The organism is Pseudomonas sp. HT11 (assembly GCF_044875395.1).
GTDB lineage: Bacteria > Pseudomonadota > Gammaproteobacteria > Pseudomonadales > Pseudomonadaceae > Aquipseudomonas.
This window is the reverse complement of record NZ_CP173217.1, coordinates 15912-30628: the sequence shown is the minus strand read 5'-3', so window position 1 is coordinate 30628 and position 14717 is coordinate 15912. Positions and strand designations below refer to the sequence as shown.

Genomic DNA, 14717 nt, shown 5'->3' with positions numbered 1-14717 from the left:
GACTCATGAAGCGCAAGAACATTCTTTTCATCATGGCCGATCAAATGGCCGCGCCGCTGCTTCCGTTCTACGGACCTTCCCCGATCAAACTGCCAAACCTGAGCCGCCTCGCCGAACAGGGTGTGGTGTTCGACGCCGCCTATTGCAACAGCCCGCTGTGCGCGCCGTCGCGTTTCACCTTGGTCAGCGGCCAGTTGCCGAGCAAGATCGGCGCCTACGACAACGCGGCAGACTTCCCTGGCGATGTGCCGACCTATGCCCACTACCTGCGCCGCCTCGGCTACCGCACCGCGCTGTCGGGCAAGATGCACTTCTGCGGCCCTGACCAGTTGCACGGCTATGAAGAACGCCTGACCAGCGACATTTACCCCGCCGACTATGGCTGGGCGGTGAACTGGGATGAGCCGGACGTGCGCCCCACCTGGTATCACAACATGGCATCGGTGCTGCAAGCCGGCCCGTGCGTGCGCACCAACCAGCTGGATTTCGATGAAGAGGTGGTGTTCAAGGCCCAGCAATATTTGTTCGACCATATCCGCAATGAGGGTGACCAGCCGTTCTGCCTGACCGTGTCGATGACTCACCCACACGACCCGTACACCATTCCCAAACCGTTTTGGGACCTGTACGACGACAGCGACATCCCATTGCCTACGACGCCGGCCCAGGCCGACCTCGACCCGCATTCGCAGCGCCTGCTCAAGGTCTACGACCTGTGGGACAAGCCGCTGCCGCTGAACAAGATCCGTGATGCGCGCCGTGCCTATTTTGGCGCGTGCAGCTACATCGACAGCAACGTCGGCAAACTCCTGCAAACCCTGGAAGACACGGGCCTTGCCGATGACACGATCATCATCTTCTCCGGCGACCACGGCGACATGCTCGGCGAACGCGGCCTCTGGTACAAAATGCACTGGTTTGAAATGGCCGCCCGCGTGCCGCTGCTGGTCAGTGCGCCGGGGCAATTCGCGGCGAGCCGCGTGACCAAAGCGGTTTCCACGGCCGACCTGTTGCCCACCTTGGTGGAGCTGGCCGGCGGCGAGCTGGACCTACGCTTGCCGCTGGACGGACGCTCGCTGGTCCCGCACTTGCAGGGGCAGGGCGGGCACGACGAAGTGTTTGGCGAATACATGGCCGAAGGCACCATCAGCCCGCTGATGATGATTCGCCGTGGCGCGTACAAGTTCATCTACAGCGAGGACGATCCTTGTCTACTGTTCGATGTGCACAACGACCCGCACGAGCGGGAAAACCTCAGCCAGTCACCGGAACACCGGCCACTGTTCGAGGCGTTTTTGAGTGAGGCGCGGGCCAAATGGGACATCCCGGCGATCCATCAGCAGGTGCTCGCCAGCCAACGCCGTCGCCGCCTGGTGTTTGAAGCGCTGACCCAAGGCAAGCTGAAGAGCTGGGATCACCAGCCACTGGTGGACGCCAGTCAGCAATACATGCGCAACCATATCGACCTCGACGACCTGGAGCGCAAGGCACGTTACCCACAACCCTGCCAAAACCAATAAATAGACAGAGGGAAGGCCATGCAAAAGTTGACTGTAGTGCTGGGCATGTTGGTGCTCAGTAGCGCCAATGCGTACGCGGACGCTAGCTGCGACACGGTGAAGATGGCCGATCCAGGCTGGAGCGATATCGCCGCCACCAATGCCATCACCGGTTTTCTGTTGAACGGCATGGGCTACAAGGCCAAGGTCGATACCCTGGCGGTGCCGATCACCTTTGGCGGGCTCAAGGACGGCCAGGTGGACGTGTTTCTGGGCAATTGGATGCCGGCGCAGCAGGGCTTCTATGACAAGTTCGTGGCCAATGGCGATGTGGTGCAACTGGCGAAAAACCTCGACGGCACCGAGTTCACCCTTGCCGTGCCGGACTACGTGTGGGACGCCGGGGTGCATGACTTTGCCGACTTGAACAAATTTGCCGACAAGTTCGACAAGAAGATCTACGGCATCGGCTCCGGCGCGCCGGCCAATATTTCGCTGCAGGAGATCATCAAGAAGAACGACTTCGACCTCGGTCAGTGGAAGCTGATCGAGTCGAGTGAACAGGCGATGCTGGCCGAAGTGTCGCGGGCGGTTAAAAAACAGAAGTTCGTGACCTTCCTCGGCTGGACGCCGCACCCGATGAACGTGCAGTTGAACATGCATTACCTCAAGGGCGGCGAGAAGTACTTCGGTGACACCGGCAGCGTGTATACCTTGACCCGCAAGGGCTATGCACAAGCCTGCCCGAATGTCGGAAAACTGCTGACCAACCTGAGTTTTACCCAGGAGATGGAGAACAGCATCATGGCGGAGGTGGTGAATAAAAAAGTCAGCAATGCTGATGCGGCGAAGGCCTGGATCAAGGCCAATCCGGCGGTGTTGGACAAGTGGCTCGATGGGGTAAAAACCGTGGATGGCCAGGATGCGTTGGCTGCGGTAAAAGCCAAGCTCTAACCCCCGAAATCGATCCTTTTTGGGAACTGGCTTTTGTGGGAGCTGGCTTGCCTGCGATCCAGGCACCTCGGTATTACTGATACGCCGCGGTGATGCTATCGCAGGCAAGCCAGCTCCCACGGGGGACTGTGTGTGCTGATACCCTGATGCAAACCTTTCGAACCGAGCCTTTCATGCCCCGGCCCAACCGCCATACACTCTTTCCCTTCCTCGCCTGGCTCCCGCGCCAAACCCGCGCCAGCGTCGGCCGGGATGCGATGGTTGGCTTAAGCGGTGCCGTGCTCGCGCTGCCGCAGTCGATTGCCTACGCGCTGATCGCCGGTCTCCCACCCGAATACGGCTTGTACGCCGCCATCATCCCGGTATTGATCGCCTGCCTCTGGGGTTCCTCCTGGCATCTGATCTGCGGCCCTACCGCCGCCATCTCCATCGTGCTCTACGCCAGCATCAGCCCTTTGGCTGTGCCAGGGTCGCAGGACTACATCACGCTGATCCTGCTGCTGACCGTCCTCGCTGGCGTTTTCCAATGGCTGCTGGGCATGCTGCGCTTCGGCGCGCTGGTCAATTTCGTCTCTCATTCGGTGGTGCTGGGGTTCACCCTCGGCGCTGCCGTGGTGATCGCCTTGGGGCAGTTGCCCAACCTGCTGGGGCTGGCTCTGCCCAGCCAAGCCACAGCGATCAAGAGTTTGCTGGCGCTCATCGATCACAGTGGCGAATGGGACCACGCCTCCCTCGCCCTAGGCCTGGGCACTTTGCTGGTGGGCGCGCTGCTCAAATACCTGGTGCCACGCTGGCCAACACTGTTGATCGCCCTGGCCTTGGGCAGCCTGGTGGCGTGGCTGTGGCCGTCGATGTTCGGGCATGTGGCGCGGGTCAGTTCGTTTGTGGGCACACTGCCGCCGTTCAGCCCATTACCGTTGGACCTGGACATGCTCCTGCGCCTGCTGCCGAGCGCGGTGGCGGTGGGCATGCTCGGGCTGGTGACCAGCTTGTCGATTGCGCGCTCGCTGTCGGCGCGTTCGCAGCAACTGCTCGACGCCAATCAAGAAGTCCGCGCGCAGGGCTTATCCAATATCGTCGGCGGATTTTTCTCCGGCTACTTGTCGGCCGGTTCCTTTACCCGCTCCGGCCTCAGTTACGAGGCGGGCGCTTGCTCACCGTTGGCAGGCGTGTTTTCCGCCGGCTGGGTGGCGTTGTTTGCCGTATTTGGGGCGGCGTTGATCGCGCACATACCAATCCCCAGCATGGCGGCGAGCATCCTGCTGATTTGCTGGGGCCTGGTGGATCATCGCGGCATCCGCGCGCTGTTTCGCGTGAGCCGCGCAGAATTTGTGGTGATGAGCCTGACGTGTGTGGCCACCTTGCTGCTGGAGCTGCAAACGGCGATTTACGCCGGGGTGCTGGCGTCGCTGTTTTTCTACCTCAAACGCACTTCGCAACCGCGTGTTCAGCAGTGGCGCGACGGTGATGAAGATGTATTGCGGGTGGGGGGTTCGATCTTTTTTGGCGCCAGCCATTACCTGCAAGTGCGCCTGCAGAGCTTGCAGGGTGAGCGGGTGGTGATCGAGGCGCAGCAGATCAACTTTATCGACTATTCCGGGGTGGAGATGCTGCACCAGGAGGCGCGGCGGTTGCGGGGAATGGGGCGTAGCTTGACGTTGCGTAGGGCCCGGCCGCAGGTGGTGGAAGAGCTGAAAAAACTCGAAGGGGCCGACAACTGCCCCATCCATTTCGAAGACTGAATGCGGTTAAAACTGTGGGAGCTGGCTTGCCTGCGATGCGGACGACTCGGTCTGTCAGTTGGACCGAGGTGATCCTATCGCAGGCAAGCCAGCTCCCACAGTTTGACCGTGCCCACGTTGGCGTTGTGTTACGCCAACTGGCGGCGTAGCTCAGCCAACACCGGCGCCGAATCCGGGCGCACGCCGCGCCACAGGAAGAACGCTTCCGCCGCCTGCTCCACGAGCATGCCCAGACCATCCATCGCCACGGCTGCGCCATGCTCTGTCGCCCAACGGCAGAACGCGGTGGGCTCCTTGGCGTACATCATGTCGTAGCAAAAGGTCTTGCCCGGCTCGATCAGGCTGCTGGCAATCGGCGGTACATCGCCTGACAGGCTCGCGGACGTGGCATTGATGATCAGGTCCACCGGCTCACGCAGCCAGTCGAAACCGCTGGCTGACACAGGGCCCAGATCGTCAAACAGCCCGGCAAGCAACTCGGCCTTTTCCACCGTGCGGTTGGCGATGATCAGCGCGGCAGGCTGCTCGGCCAGCAAGGGCTCCAACGCGCCACGTACGGCGCCGCCAGCACCGAGCAACAGGATGCGCTGGCCTTGCAGGTTCAGCCCGGCGTTCACTTTCAGGTCGCGCACCAGGCCGGCGCCGTCAGTGTTGTCACCCAGCAGGGTGCCGTCGGCCAGCTTGCTCAGGGTGTTCACCGCCCCGGCGCGCTGGGCACGTTCAGTCAGGCTGTTGGCCAAGCGGTAGGCGTCTTCCTTGAAGGGCACCGTGACATTGGCGCCACGGCCTTGCTGAAAAAACTCGCGGGCACAGCCGGTGAAATCCTCCAAAGGCGCGAGCAAGGTGCTGTAGTCCAGTTGCTCGCCGGTCTGCTCGGCGAACATGCGATGAATCAACGGCGACTTGCTGTGGCCGATAGGGTTGCCGAACACCACATAACGGTCCATCAGACGGCCGCCTTGGGCGCGGCGAGGCCCAGCCAGTCGCGGTCTTGCAGGAAGTAATCGGTGAGACGCGCTTCTTCGCTACCGGCCTCGGCCTTCCAGTCATAGCTCCAGCGCACTTGCGGCGGCAGCGACATCAGGATCGACTCGGTGCGCCCGCCCGACTGCAGGCCGAACAGGGTGCCACGGTCGTAGACCAGGTTGAATTCGACGTAGCGCCCTCGGCGGAACTCCTGGAACTGGCGCTGCTGTTCGGTGTAAGCCAGGGCCTTGCGGCGCTGCACGATCGGCAGGTAGGCGTCGATGTACGCATCGCCGATGGCGCGGATGAAGGCGAAGCAGGTGTCGAAGTCCCACTCGTTCAAATCGTCGAAGAACAGGCCGCCGATGCCGCGCGGTTCGTTGCGGTGCTTGATATGGAAATACGTATCGCACCAGGCTTTATAGCGCGAGTACACATCCGGGCCGAACCGCGCACAGGCCTGCTCGGCAACGCGGTGCCAGTGGATGCAGTCTTCCTCGTTGCCGTAGTAGGGCGTAAGGTCGAAGCCGCCGCCGAACCACCACACCGGTTCTTCGCCTTCTTTTTCGGCGATGAAAAAGCGCACATTGGCGTGGGACGTCGGAACATGCGGGTTGTGCGGGTGGATCACCAACGACACGCCCAAGGCTTCAAACCCGCGACCGGCCAGCTCAGGGCGATGCGCGCTGGCGGACGGTGGGAGACCGCTGCCGAACACGTGGGAAAAGTTAACGCCGCCTTTTTCGATGACCGTACCGTTTTCGATCACACGGGTGCGACCGCCGCCACCGGCAGGCCGGGTCCAGGCGTCTTCGATAAAGCGAGTGTCTGTCTCGAAGGTTTCCAGGGCGCTGCAAATACGGTCTTGCAGGTCGAGCAGGTAGGCTTTAACAGCCTCGGTGCGGGTAGTCATGGCATCACCTTGAATCGGGCAAAGCTACGCGAGGCCATGCGGCGTCGGCGGCAAATGGGCGCACAGGATACCACTGCACTTACGTGGCACTGCACTTAGGTGCGCCGCAGTTGACGAAGATCAAGCATAGGAGTGGGATAGAGGGCTACGCGAATTCGACCTCAGGAGAAGTGCAGATGGCCAAACGTATCCAGTTCAGCGCCCATGGCGGCCCCGAAGTGCTTGAGTATGTGGACTACACGCCGGCAGCGCCTGGCCCGCAGCAGGTTCGTGTGCGCAATGAGGCCATTGGCCTGAACTTTATCGATACCTACTTCCGTAGCGGCCTTTACGCGCCGCCGGCCCTGCCATCGGGCCTGGGCGCAGAGGGCGCCGGTGTGGTCGATGCCGTGGGCAGCGAGGTCACGCAATTCAAAGTCGGCGACCGTGTGGCCTACGGCAGCGGCCCGCTGGGCGCCTACAGCGAATTGCACGTGCTGCCCGCCGCCAACCTGGTGCACCTGCCGGACGACATCAGCTTCGAACAGGCTGCCGGTGCGATGCTCAAAGGCCTGACCGTGCAGTACCTGCTGCGTCAAACCTACGAATTGAAGGGCGGCGAAACCATTCTGTTCCACGCCGCTGCCGGTGGTGTGGGTTCACTGGCCTGCCAATGGGCCAAGGCCTTGGGCGTGAAGTTGATCGGCACGGTGAGTTCACCGGAAAAGGCCGCCTTGGCCAAATCTCTCGGCGCCTGGGAAACCATCGACTACAGCAAGGAAAACGTCGCACAACGCGTACTTGAATTGACCGACGGCAAAAAAGTCCCGGTGGTGTACGACGGCGTCGGCAAGGACACCTGGCTGACCTCGCTCGACAGCGTGGCGCCACGTGGGCTGGTGGTGAGTTTTGGTAATGCGTCGGGCGCGGTGGATGGGGTGAACCTGGGGATTCTGGCGGCGAAGGGTTCGCTGTATGTCACCCGGCCGACCTTGGCGACTTACGCCAGCAACCCGAAAGACTTGCAGGCGATGGCGGATGATTTGTTCTCGATGATCAAGAGCGGCAAGGTGCGCATTGATATCAACCAGCGGTTTTCGCTGGCGGACGCGGCGAAGGCGCAGACTGAGCTGTCGGGGCGGCGGACGACGGGGTCGACCATTCTGCTGCCATAAGGCGGTAGATCTTTTGAGGTTGTAAGGGCCTCATCGCGGGCAAGCCCGGCTCCCACATTTTGATCGCATATCAACTGAAGGAACGCGGTCGAGTGTGGGAGCGGGCTTGCCCGCGATGGCCGCACCGCGGTCTCAGGAAGGCCGCACCACCTCACCCGTCGCCAAATCACGAATCAGGCTCGGGTTCTTGCGCCCACCCAAGGCGCCGCCCAATACCCGATCTACCTGGCCACGGAAGTATTGCTCCACGCGAAGCCGCGTACGCGCAGCCGGGCGCCCTTGCGGGTTCGCCGAGGTGGAAATCAGCGGCCCCACCAGCGAGCACAAATCCCGCACCAGCGGATGATCAGTCACCCGCAACGCCACCGTGTCATGCACACCCGTTACCCACTCAGGCAGCAAGTCCTGATGGGGCACCAGCCAGGTATTGGGCCCAGGCCAGGTGCTGGCCATGCGCTCGATCCAGGTGTCCGGGAAGTCTTCAAAGAGAAAATCGAACTGGCGAATATTGTCCGCCACCAGGATCAGGCCCTTGTCCACCGACCGATTCTTGATCGCCAGCAGCCGGTCCACCGCTTCTTCGTTCCACGGATCGCAGCCAAGGCCCCAGACCGCTTCGGTCGGGTAGGCAATCACCGCGCCTGCGCGAATTTCCCGTGCGGTTTCCAGCACACGCCACCTGTTGACCATTACTCACTCTCCGGACTAAAGCTCTGCGCAGTTTACCGATCTTCTTTACAAAACCTAGCAGCGCGCAAGCCAGCGCCCGCTTTCGCAGATCACCTGGCCTTCGAGCTCAAGCTCGGTGAGGGTTGCCAGCACCTGGGACAACGGCCGCCCGCTGGCAATGGCCAAGCCTTCACTGGTGTGAGGCGCGGCGTGCAGCAACGCCACCAGCGGATGAGTGACCGGCATGGGGGCCGGACGGGACAGCGCCTGCCAGCCACGTAACCCTTCCAGAATGTGCTCGATGGATTCCACCAGCGTCGCGCCATCGCGGATCAATTGATGGCAGCCCTTGGCGCCAGGGTGATGGATGGAGCCCGGGATCGCGTACACCTCGCGCCCTTGCTCGGCCGCCAGCCGCGCGGTGATCAACGAGCCACTGGCCATGCTGGCCTCCACCACCAGCACGCCCAGCGACAGGCCACTGATGATCCGGTTGCGCCGGGGGAAGTTGCCAGCTTGTGGCGAGGCGTCCAACGGAAACTCGGAAACCACCGCGCTGCCCTGGGCAATCATCGTGGCTGCGAGCTGTCGGTGGCGCTGTGGATAAAAGTTTTCAAGCCCGGTACCGAGCACGCCGATTGTCTGGCCGCCGACATCCAGCGCTGCCTGGTGCGCCGCGCCATCTATACCCAAAGCAAGACCACTGGTGATGACAAAACCGGCGCTCGCCAAGCTGCGGGAAAAGGCCGCTGCGGTGTCCATGCCGGGTCGCGAAGCACGGCGACTTCCGACCATGGCCAACTGCGGTTTTTCCAGGATTTTTGGGTCACCGGCGACGAACAATAACGGCGGGGCATCGTCGATCTGGGCGAGGAGTGCCGGGTAATCAGGTTGGTCCCACATCAGCAAATGCTGGGCCGGCTGCGCCAACCACGCCAATGCCTCACTGGCACCGTCACGTATTTCAGGGCTGCGGCGGGCATCGGCGCTGACGGCCGGCAACCCGAGGGAACGCCATGCACTGGCAGGGGCGCTGATGGCTTTTGAGGCAGAGCCGAAGGCTTCGAGCAACACACGAAAACGCTTGGAACCCAGTTCCGGCAGCCTGTGCAAGCGTAGTCGAGCTTCCAGTTCTGACGGGGAAATTTCGCTGCTGTTTATCGGATACATTTGATCATCCTTGACCGGAACAAGCTGTGGATAACTCTGTTGGTAACTTATTTAGCAGGCTATTTATTGTGTTTGTTGGGCAGTCTCGAATCGGTCCATGACCGCCAGCGAGCGTGAGGCGCTGAGAACCAGGCCATAGCTGAGCCTTTCATAGGTGCGAAACACCAGCAGCGTGCCGGCGCGCTCATCGGGGAGCTGGGTTGCCGTGCCAGTGAGGGTGTCGCGGACCGTCGCACCGGCTTTGATCACGGTGAGCAATTGGCCTTCAACCAGCCCGTCGCGTCGGCCTTTGTTCAGGGTGACGGCGTCCAGTACGCCAATCTGGGTGACGCCTTTGGGAATGTCGATGATGTGCCCCTTAACACAGGGCGCACGCTTCACGGGGGCCGACTCAACCGGAGGTTCGGCGCGCAGCAGCCGATCGCCGGGACGTACTTCCTGGGTGACTCGCTGCACCGCCAGCGTGGTGAGATCGCCGGCCATTACGAAGCGCGCGGTGCCGATGTTGTCGGCATTGATGCCCAGCAATTCTTGAGTGTCGGGGTCGGTGTAGGCCTTGGCGCGGCGAAAAATTCCGTAATTGGGCTGTGTGGGGTCCAGGGCGCCCCTTGCATACACACGGTCACCATTGGCGCCCAGCACCCGGCCAGCATCGGCCGCGACAATGTAAGGTGCGCTGTCCAGGTCGTGAGCCGTATCGAGAATGCGGTTGTGCAGTAAAAAGGACTGGATAGCCTGCTGCGTTGCTGGTTCCAGGCGCTGGCCGGGCGGTGGGATCAAGGCCATCGTGAGCGGCGTCCACAGCAGCAAGACGAGTAGCGATTTCCTCATGGGGTCAATCTCCTTTATTATGTGCGTTCGCGTGAAATGCCATAGCCTTCGCGGCTTTCGAACCTTTCACACCGGCTGCCTGGGTCCATCCCACCGCCGATTTGCCTCTACCTCACATGTGCAGCAATTACGCTTATGGCTATTTTGAACATCCTCGAATTTCCCGACTCGCGCCTGCGCACGATCGCCAAACCGGTGGCCGTAGTGGACGACAAGGTTCGTCAGTTGGTCGATGACATGTTTGAAACAATGTATGAAGCCCCGGGCATCGGCCTCGCCGCCACCCAGGTCAACGTGCATCAGCGCGTCGTGGTCATGGACCTGTCGGAAGATCGCAGCGAACCGCGGGTGTTTATCAACCCCGAGTTCGAACCGCTGACCGAAGAGATGGGCGAATACCAGGAAGGCTGCCTCTCGGTGCCGGAGTTCTACGAGAACGTCGAACGCCCGCTGCGCGTGAAGATCAAGGCACTGGACCGTGACGGCAAGCCCTACGAGCTGATCGCCGATGGCCTGCTGGCCGTGTGCATCCAGCACGAGTGCGACCACCTCAACGGCAAGCTGTTTGTGGATTACCTGTCCACGCTTAAACGCGACCGGATCAAGAAGAAGCTGGAAAAAAAGCATCGCCAGCAAGCTTGATGCCCTTCTTCCAAAGGCTTGCTGCGGCAAGCCTTTTTCTTTTGTGACTGTTTTTAACCGAGACCTCCCATGACCGAGCCACTGCGCATTGTTTTTGCCGGCACTCCCGAATTCGCTGCCGAACACCTCAAGGCGCTGCTTGCCAGCCCTTATGACATTGTCGCGGTGTACACCCAGCCGGACCGCCCGGCCGGTCGCGGGCAAAAACTGATGCCAAGCCCGGTCAAGCAGCTGGCGCTGGAACACAACCTCCCTGTGCTGCAACCGCCAACCCTGCGCAACGCCGAGGCCCAGGCGGAACTGGCGGCGTTGAAGCCAGACCTGCTGGTGGTCGTGGCCTATGGCTTGATCCTGCCTCAGGCGGTGCTGGATATCCCGCGCCTGGGCTGCATCAACAGCCACGCTTCGCTGTTGCCACGCTGGCGCGGTGCGGCGCCGATCCAGCGCGCCGTGGAAGCCGGCGACCGTGAAAGCGGTGTGACCGTGATGCGCATGGAGGCGGGCCTGGACACCGGCCCTATGCTGCTGAAAGTCACCACTCCGATCACCGCCCAAGACACCGGCGGCAGCCTGCATGACCGCCTCGCCGAGCTGGGCCCGCCTGCTGTGGTCCAGGCCATCGCCGGCCTGGCCGCCGGCACCCTCGAAGGCGAAGTGCAGGACGACAGCCTGGCCACCTACGCCCACAAACTCAATAAAGACGAAGCGCGCATCGACTGGAGCCGCCCGGCCGTAGAGCTGGAACGCCTGGTGCGTGCCTTCAACCCATGGCCAATCGGCCACAGCACACTCAGTGGCGAAGCCTTAAAAGTGCTGGCCGCCACCTTGGCTGAAGGCAAGGGCGCCCCCGGTGAAATCATCGGCGCCAGCAAAGAAGGCCTGTTGGTCGCCTGCGGCGAACAGGCGCTGTGCCTGACGCGTCTGCAATTGCCCGGCGGTAAAGCGCTTAATTTCAGCGATTTGTTCAACAGCCGTCGTGAGAAATTTGCCCTGGGCACGGTTCTCGGGGCGGTCGCTCAATGAACCCGCGTCTGGCCGCCGCCAAGGCCCTCGCCGCCGTCCTGAATGGCAAGGCGTCACTGAACAGTTCGCTGCCCACGCAGCTGGATAAGGTTGAAGACCGTGATCGCGGTTTCACCCAGGACCTGGCCTTTGGCACCGCGCGCTGGCAGCCACGCTTGTCGGCGCTGGCAGCCAAGCTGCTGCAAAAGCCGTTCAAAGCCGCGGATGCGGATGTGGAAGCGCTGCTGCTGGTCGGCCTCTATCAACTGCTCTACACCCGCGTGCCGGCCCACGCCGCCATCGGTGAAACCGTTGGGTGCGCCGACAAGCTGAAAAAACCTTGGGCCAAAGCGCTGCTCAACGCCGTGCTGCGCCGCGCTCAGCGCGAGAGCGAGGCGCTGCTGGCCGAGCTGGAACACGACCCGGTGGTGCGCACCGCACACCCGCGCTGGCTGCAAAAGTCCCTGAAAGCCTTCTGGCCTGAGCAATGGGAAGCCATCTGCGCGGCCAACAATGCGCACCCGCCAATGATTCTGCGGGTCAACCGTCGCCATCACAGCCGCGACGCCTACCTGCAATTGCTCACCGACGCCGGCATCAACGCCACGCCGTGCGTGTACAGCGTCGACGGCATCGTGCTGGAAGCGGCCACCGACGTGCGCAGCCTGCCAGGCTTTGCCGAAGGCTGGATCAGCGTGCAGGACGAAGCCGCGCAACTGGCCGCCGACCTGCTCGACCTGGCGCCCGGCCAACGCGTGCTCGACGCCTGCTGCGCGCCGGGCGGTAAGACCTGTCACATTCTGGAAGTCGAAAAAGACCTCGCCGCTGTCGTCGCCGTCGACCTGGAAGCCAAGCGCCTGGTACGCGTGCGTGAAAACCTCGCCCGCCTGGGCCTGAGCGCCGAGCTGATCGCCGCTGACGGCCGCGACACCGCCACTTGGTGGGACGGCAAACCCTTCCAGCGCATCCTGCTGGACGCGCCATGCTCCGCCACTGGCGTGATTCGCCGTCATCCGGACATCAAGCTGACCCGCCAACCCGACGACATTGCCGCCCTGGCCGTGCTGCAAGGCGAACTGCTCGACGCCCTGTGGCCAACCCTGGAAGTCGGCGGCATCCTGCTCTACGCCACGTGCTCGACCTTGCCCACCGAGAACACCGAGGTGATTCAAGCCTTCCTCGCCCGCACCAGCGGCGCGCGCGAACTGGACCTCGCCACGGCGGCCGGCATCAAGCAGCCCCACGGCCGCCAGTTACTCGCGCAAGAAGGCGGACACGATGGCTTCTACTACGCCAAACTGATCAAGATTGCCGCCGCGCGCGGCTAATGGGTTTAAGGGAGTGACCGGATGAAAATCATCATCCTTGGGGCAGGGCAGGTCGGCGGCACGCTGGCCGAGCATTTGGCCAGCGAAGCCAACGACATCACGGTGGTCGACACCGATGCCGAGCGCCTGCGCAACCTCGGCGACCGCCTCGACATCCGCACCGTACAAGGCCGCGCGTCATTCCCGACGGTGCTGCGCCAAGCCGGTGCCGACGATGCTGACATGCTGGTCGCCGTCACCAACAGTGACGAGACCAACATGGTCGCCTGCCAGGTCGCCCATACCCTGTTTCACACCCCGACCAAAATCGCCCGTGTCCGTGAGGCGGCTTACCTGACCCGTGCAGGGCTTTTCGACAACGACGCGATTCCAGTGGACGTGCTGATCAGCCCTGAACAAGTGGTGACTCACTACATCAAGCGTCTGATCGAAATTCCGGGCGCCTTGCAGGTGATCGACTTTGCCGAGGGCAAAGCGCAATTGGTCGCCGTTAAAGCCTATTACGGCGGTCCGCTGGTGGGCCAGCAACTGCGCCAGCTGCGCGAGCACATGCCGAATGTGGAAACCCGCGTGGCGGCGATTTTCCGGCGCGACCGGCCGATCCTGCCCCAGGGCGATACCGTGATCGAGGCCGACGACGAAGTATTTTTCATCGCCGCCAAAGCGAATATTCGCGCGGTCATGAGCGAAATGCGCCGGCTGGACGAGACCTACAAACGCATCGTCATCGCCGGCGGTGGGCAGATCGGCGAGCGCTTGGCCGAGGCCATCGAAAGCCGCTACCAGGTGAAGATCATCGAGATGAACCCGGCGCGCTGCCGGCATTTGTCCGACACCCTCGACAGCACCGTCGTACTGCAAGGCAGCGCCTCGGACCGCGACCTGCTGATGGAGGAGAACATCGCCGACGCCGATATTTTCCTGGCACTGACCAACGATGACGAGGCCAACATCATGTCCTCGCTGTTGGCCAAGCGGCTGGGAGCGAAGAAGGTCATGACCATCATCAACAACCCGGCTTATGTCGACCTGATCCAGGGCGGCGATATCGACATCGCCATCAGCCCGCAGCTGGCCACCATCGGCACCTTGCTTGCTCACGTGCGCCGTGGCGATATCGTCAGCGTGCACTCCCTGCGCCGGGGCGCGGCGGAGGCCATCGAGGCGATTGCCCATGGCGATTCGAAGTCGAGCAAGGTGATCGGCAAGGCCATCCGCGATATCGGCTTGCCGCCGGGCACCACCATTGGCGCGATCATTCGTGACGAAGAGGTGCTCATCGCCCACGACGATACGGTGATCGTCACGGGCGACCATGTGATTCTGTTTCTGGTGGATAAAAAACATATCCGCGACGTGGAGAAGTTGTTCCACGTGGGGTTGAGCTTTTTCTGATCAAACCATTCAGGTGAGCCTGCCGTCGTCATCGCGGGCAAGCCCGCTCCCACAGGTGATCGCGTTTTTAACGCGCAAGCGGGCTTGCCCGCGATGACGCGCTTGAAAACCTAACCTAGCTGAAAGGACACGCCACCATGCTCGAATCCCTGGAAAAAATGCTCGCCAAGGGTGTGGATAATTCATTGCTGCGCTTTGGCTTGGGCAAGGGTTATCTGGACGCGAAGAACAACGCCAAGGCGGCCGAGCATTTGCACAAGTGCGTGGAATTCGATCCGAAGTATTCGGCGGCGTGGAAGTTGTTGGGCAAGGCGCAGGCGGGGTTGGGTGACAGTGCGGCGGCGCGGCTGGCGTGGGAGAAGGGCATTGAAGCGGCCCAGGCCCATGGCGACAAGCAGGCCGAAAAAGAGATGACGGTGTTCCTGAAAAAGCTCGACCGCCAGGCCTGAATG

Annotated in this window: 14 protein-coding genes; 9 read left to right on the top strand and 5 right to left on the bottom strand. The window is 62.1% G+C overall.

Going from position 1 to position 14717, the window contains the following annotated elements; all coding sequences use genetic code 11:
- Positions 1 to 5: 5 nt before the first annotated feature.
- From betC to ABWL43_RS00120, 3 genes are all read left to right on the top strand, one after another.
- Complete coding sequence (betC, locus tag ABWL43_RS00130; RefSeq protein WP_404486122.1) at positions 6 to 1520, top strand: choline-sulfatase; 1515 nt, start codon at positions 6 to 8, stop codon at positions 1518 to 1520.
- An 18-nt stretch (positions 1521 to 1538) separates the two neighbouring features.
- Complete coding sequence (gene choX / locus ABWL43_RS00125; RefSeq protein WP_145158452.1) at positions 1539 to 2453, top strand: choline ABC transporter substrate-binding protein; 915 nt, start codon at positions 1539 to 1541, stop codon at positions 2451 to 2453.
- Between the two features lie 173 nt (positions 2454 to 2626).
- On the top strand, positions 2627 to 4195 hold the full coding sequence (locus tag ABWL43_RS00120; RefSeq protein ID WP_404486120.1) for a SulP family inorganic anion transporter: 1569 nt from the start codon (positions 2627 to 2629) through the stop codon (positions 4193 to 4195).
- Between the two features lie 128 nt (positions 4196 to 4323).
- On the opposite strand, the gene aroE is transcribed toward ABWL43_RS00120, so the two are convergent.
- A complete protein-coding gene (gene aroE, locus ABWL43_RS00115) occupies positions 4324 to 5142 on the bottom strand; it encodes a shikimate dehydrogenase (RefSeq protein WP_242200555.1) in 819 nt (272 codons plus the stop codon).
- Positions 5142 to 6074, bottom strand: a complete 933-nt coding sequence (hemF, locus tag ABWL43_RS00110; RefSeq protein WP_145158446.1) for an oxygen-dependent coproporphyrinogen oxidase — start codon at positions 6072 to 6074, stop codon at positions 5142 to 5144. The genes aroE and hemF overlap by 1 nt, the downstream gene beginning before the upstream one ends.
- A 176-nt stretch (positions 6075 to 6250) precedes the next feature.
- Here hemF and ABWL43_RS00105 point away from each other — a divergent pair, with 176 nt between their 5' ends.
- A complete protein-coding gene (locus ABWL43_RS00105) occupies positions 6251 to 7228 on the top strand; it encodes an NADPH:quinone reductase (RefSeq protein WP_145158444.1) in 978 nt (325 codons plus the stop codon).
- A gap of 132 nt (positions 7229 to 7360) precedes the next feature.
- On the opposite strand, the gene ABWL43_RS00100 is transcribed toward ABWL43_RS00105, so the two are convergent.
- The 3 genes from ABWL43_RS00100 to ABWL43_RS00090 all read right to left on the bottom strand — a co-directional run bounded on the left by ABWL43_RS00100 (position 7361) and on the right by ABWL43_RS00090 (position 9898).
- Positions 7361 to 7918, bottom strand: a complete 558-nt coding sequence (locus ABWL43_RS00100; protein ID WP_106575988.1) for an L-threonylcarbamoyladenylate synthase — start codon at positions 7916 to 7918, stop codon at positions 7361 to 7363.
- A gap of 54 nt (positions 7919 to 7972) precedes the next feature.
- On the bottom strand, positions 7973 to 9067 hold the full coding sequence (gene dprA / locus ABWL43_RS00095; RefSeq protein WP_262206836.1) for a DNA-processing protein DprA: 1095 nt from the start codon (positions 9065 to 9067) through the stop codon (positions 7973 to 7975).
- A gap of 63 nt (positions 9068 to 9130) precedes the next feature.
- Positions 9131 to 9898, bottom strand: a complete 768-nt coding sequence (locus ABWL43_RS00090) for a peptidoglycan-binding protein (protein WP_404486117.1) — start codon at positions 9896 to 9898, stop codon at positions 9131 to 9133.
- Positions 9899 to 10033: 135 nt separating this feature from the next.
- Here ABWL43_RS00090 and def point away from each other — a divergent pair, with 135 nt between their 5' ends.
- From def to ABWL43_RS00065, 5 genes are all read left to right on the top strand, one after another.
- Positions 10034 to 10540, top strand: a complete 507-nt coding sequence (gene def, locus ABWL43_RS00085) for a peptide deformylase (protein WP_016970668.1) — start codon at positions 10034 to 10036, stop codon at positions 10538 to 10540.
- Positions 10541 to 10609: 69 nt separating this feature from the next.
- Positions 10610 to 11563, top strand: coding sequence for a methionyl-tRNA formyltransferase (gene fmt, locus ABWL43_RS00080; RefSeq protein WP_242200561.1), 954 nt, complete (start codon positions 10610 to 10612; stop codon positions 11561 to 11563).
- Positions 11560 to 12870, top strand: coding sequence for a 16S rRNA (cytosine(967)-C(5))-methyltransferase RsmB (rsmB, locus tag ABWL43_RS00075; RefSeq protein WP_404486114.1), 1311 nt, complete (start codon positions 11560 to 11562; stop codon positions 12868 to 12870). The genes fmt and rsmB overlap by 4 nt, the downstream gene beginning before the upstream one ends.
- Positions 12871 to 12891: 21 nt before the next feature.
- On the top strand, positions 12892 to 14265 hold the full coding sequence (gene trkA / locus ABWL43_RS00070; protein ID WP_106575983.1) for a Trk system potassium transporter TrkA: 1374 nt from the start codon (positions 12892 to 12894) through the stop codon (positions 14263 to 14265).
- Between the two features lie 137 nt (positions 14266 to 14402).
- Positions 14403 to 14714, top strand: a complete 312-nt coding sequence (locus ABWL43_RS00065; protein WP_404486112.1) for a hypothetical protein — start codon at positions 14403 to 14405, stop codon at positions 14712 to 14714.
- Positions 14715 to 14717: the final 3 nt, after the last annotated feature.

What these genes read in the sequence shown, in the direction of transcription:
- betC (WP_404486122.1), top strand. Translation starts at nt 6, where the DNA reads ATGAAGCGCAAGAACATTCTTTTCATCATGGCCGATCAAATGGCCGCG.
- choX (WP_145158452.1), top strand. Translation starts at nt 1,539, where the DNA reads ATGCAAAAGTTGACTGTAGTGCTGGGCATGTTGGTGCTCAGTAGCGCC.
- ABWL43_RS00120 (WP_404486120.1), top strand. Translation starts at nt 2,627, where the DNA reads ATGCCCCGGCCCAACCGCCATACACTCTTTCCCTTCCTCGCCTGGCTC.
- aroE (WP_242200555.1), bottom strand. Translation starts at nt 5,142, where the DNA reads ATGGACCGTTATGTGGTGTTCGGCAACCCTATCGGCCACAGCAAGTCG.
- hemF (WP_145158446.1), bottom strand. Translation starts at nt 6,074, where the DNA reads ATGACTACCCGCACCGAGGCTGTTAAAGCCTACCTGCTCGACCTGCAA.
- ABWL43_RS00105 (WP_145158444.1), top strand. Translation starts at nt 6,251, where the DNA reads ATGGCCAAACGTATCCAGTTCAGCGCCCATGGCGGCCCCGAAGTGCTT.
- ABWL43_RS00100 (WP_106575988.1), bottom strand. Translation starts at nt 7,918, where the DNA reads ATGGTCAACAGGTGGCGTGTGCTGGAAACCGCACGGGAAATTCGCGCA.
- dprA (WP_262206836.1), bottom strand. Translation starts at nt 9,067, where the DNA reads ATGTATCCGATAAACAGCAGCGAAATTTCCCCGTCAGAACTGGAAGCT.
- ABWL43_RS00090 (WP_404486117.1), bottom strand. Translation starts at nt 9,898, where the DNA reads ATGAGGAAATCGCTACTCGTCTTGCTGCTGTGGACGCCGCTCACGATG.
- def (WP_016970668.1), top strand. Translation starts at nt 10,034, where the DNA reads ATGGCTATTTTGAACATCCTCGAATTTCCCGACTCGCGCCTGCGCACG.
- fmt (WP_242200561.1), top strand. Translation starts at nt 10,610, where the DNA reads ATGACCGAGCCACTGCGCATTGTTTTTGCCGGCACTCCCGAATTCGCT.
- rsmB (WP_404486114.1), top strand. Translation starts at nt 11,560, where the DNA reads ATGAACCCGCGTCTGGCCGCCGCCAAGGCCCTCGCCGCCGTCCTGAAT.
- trkA (WP_106575983.1), top strand. Translation starts at nt 12,892, where the DNA reads ATGAAAATCATCATCCTTGGGGCAGGGCAGGTCGGCGGCACGCTGGCC.
- ABWL43_RS00065 (WP_404486112.1), top strand. Translation starts at nt 14,403, where the DNA reads ATGCTCGAATCCCTGGAAAAAATGCTCGCCAAGGGTGTGGATAATTCA.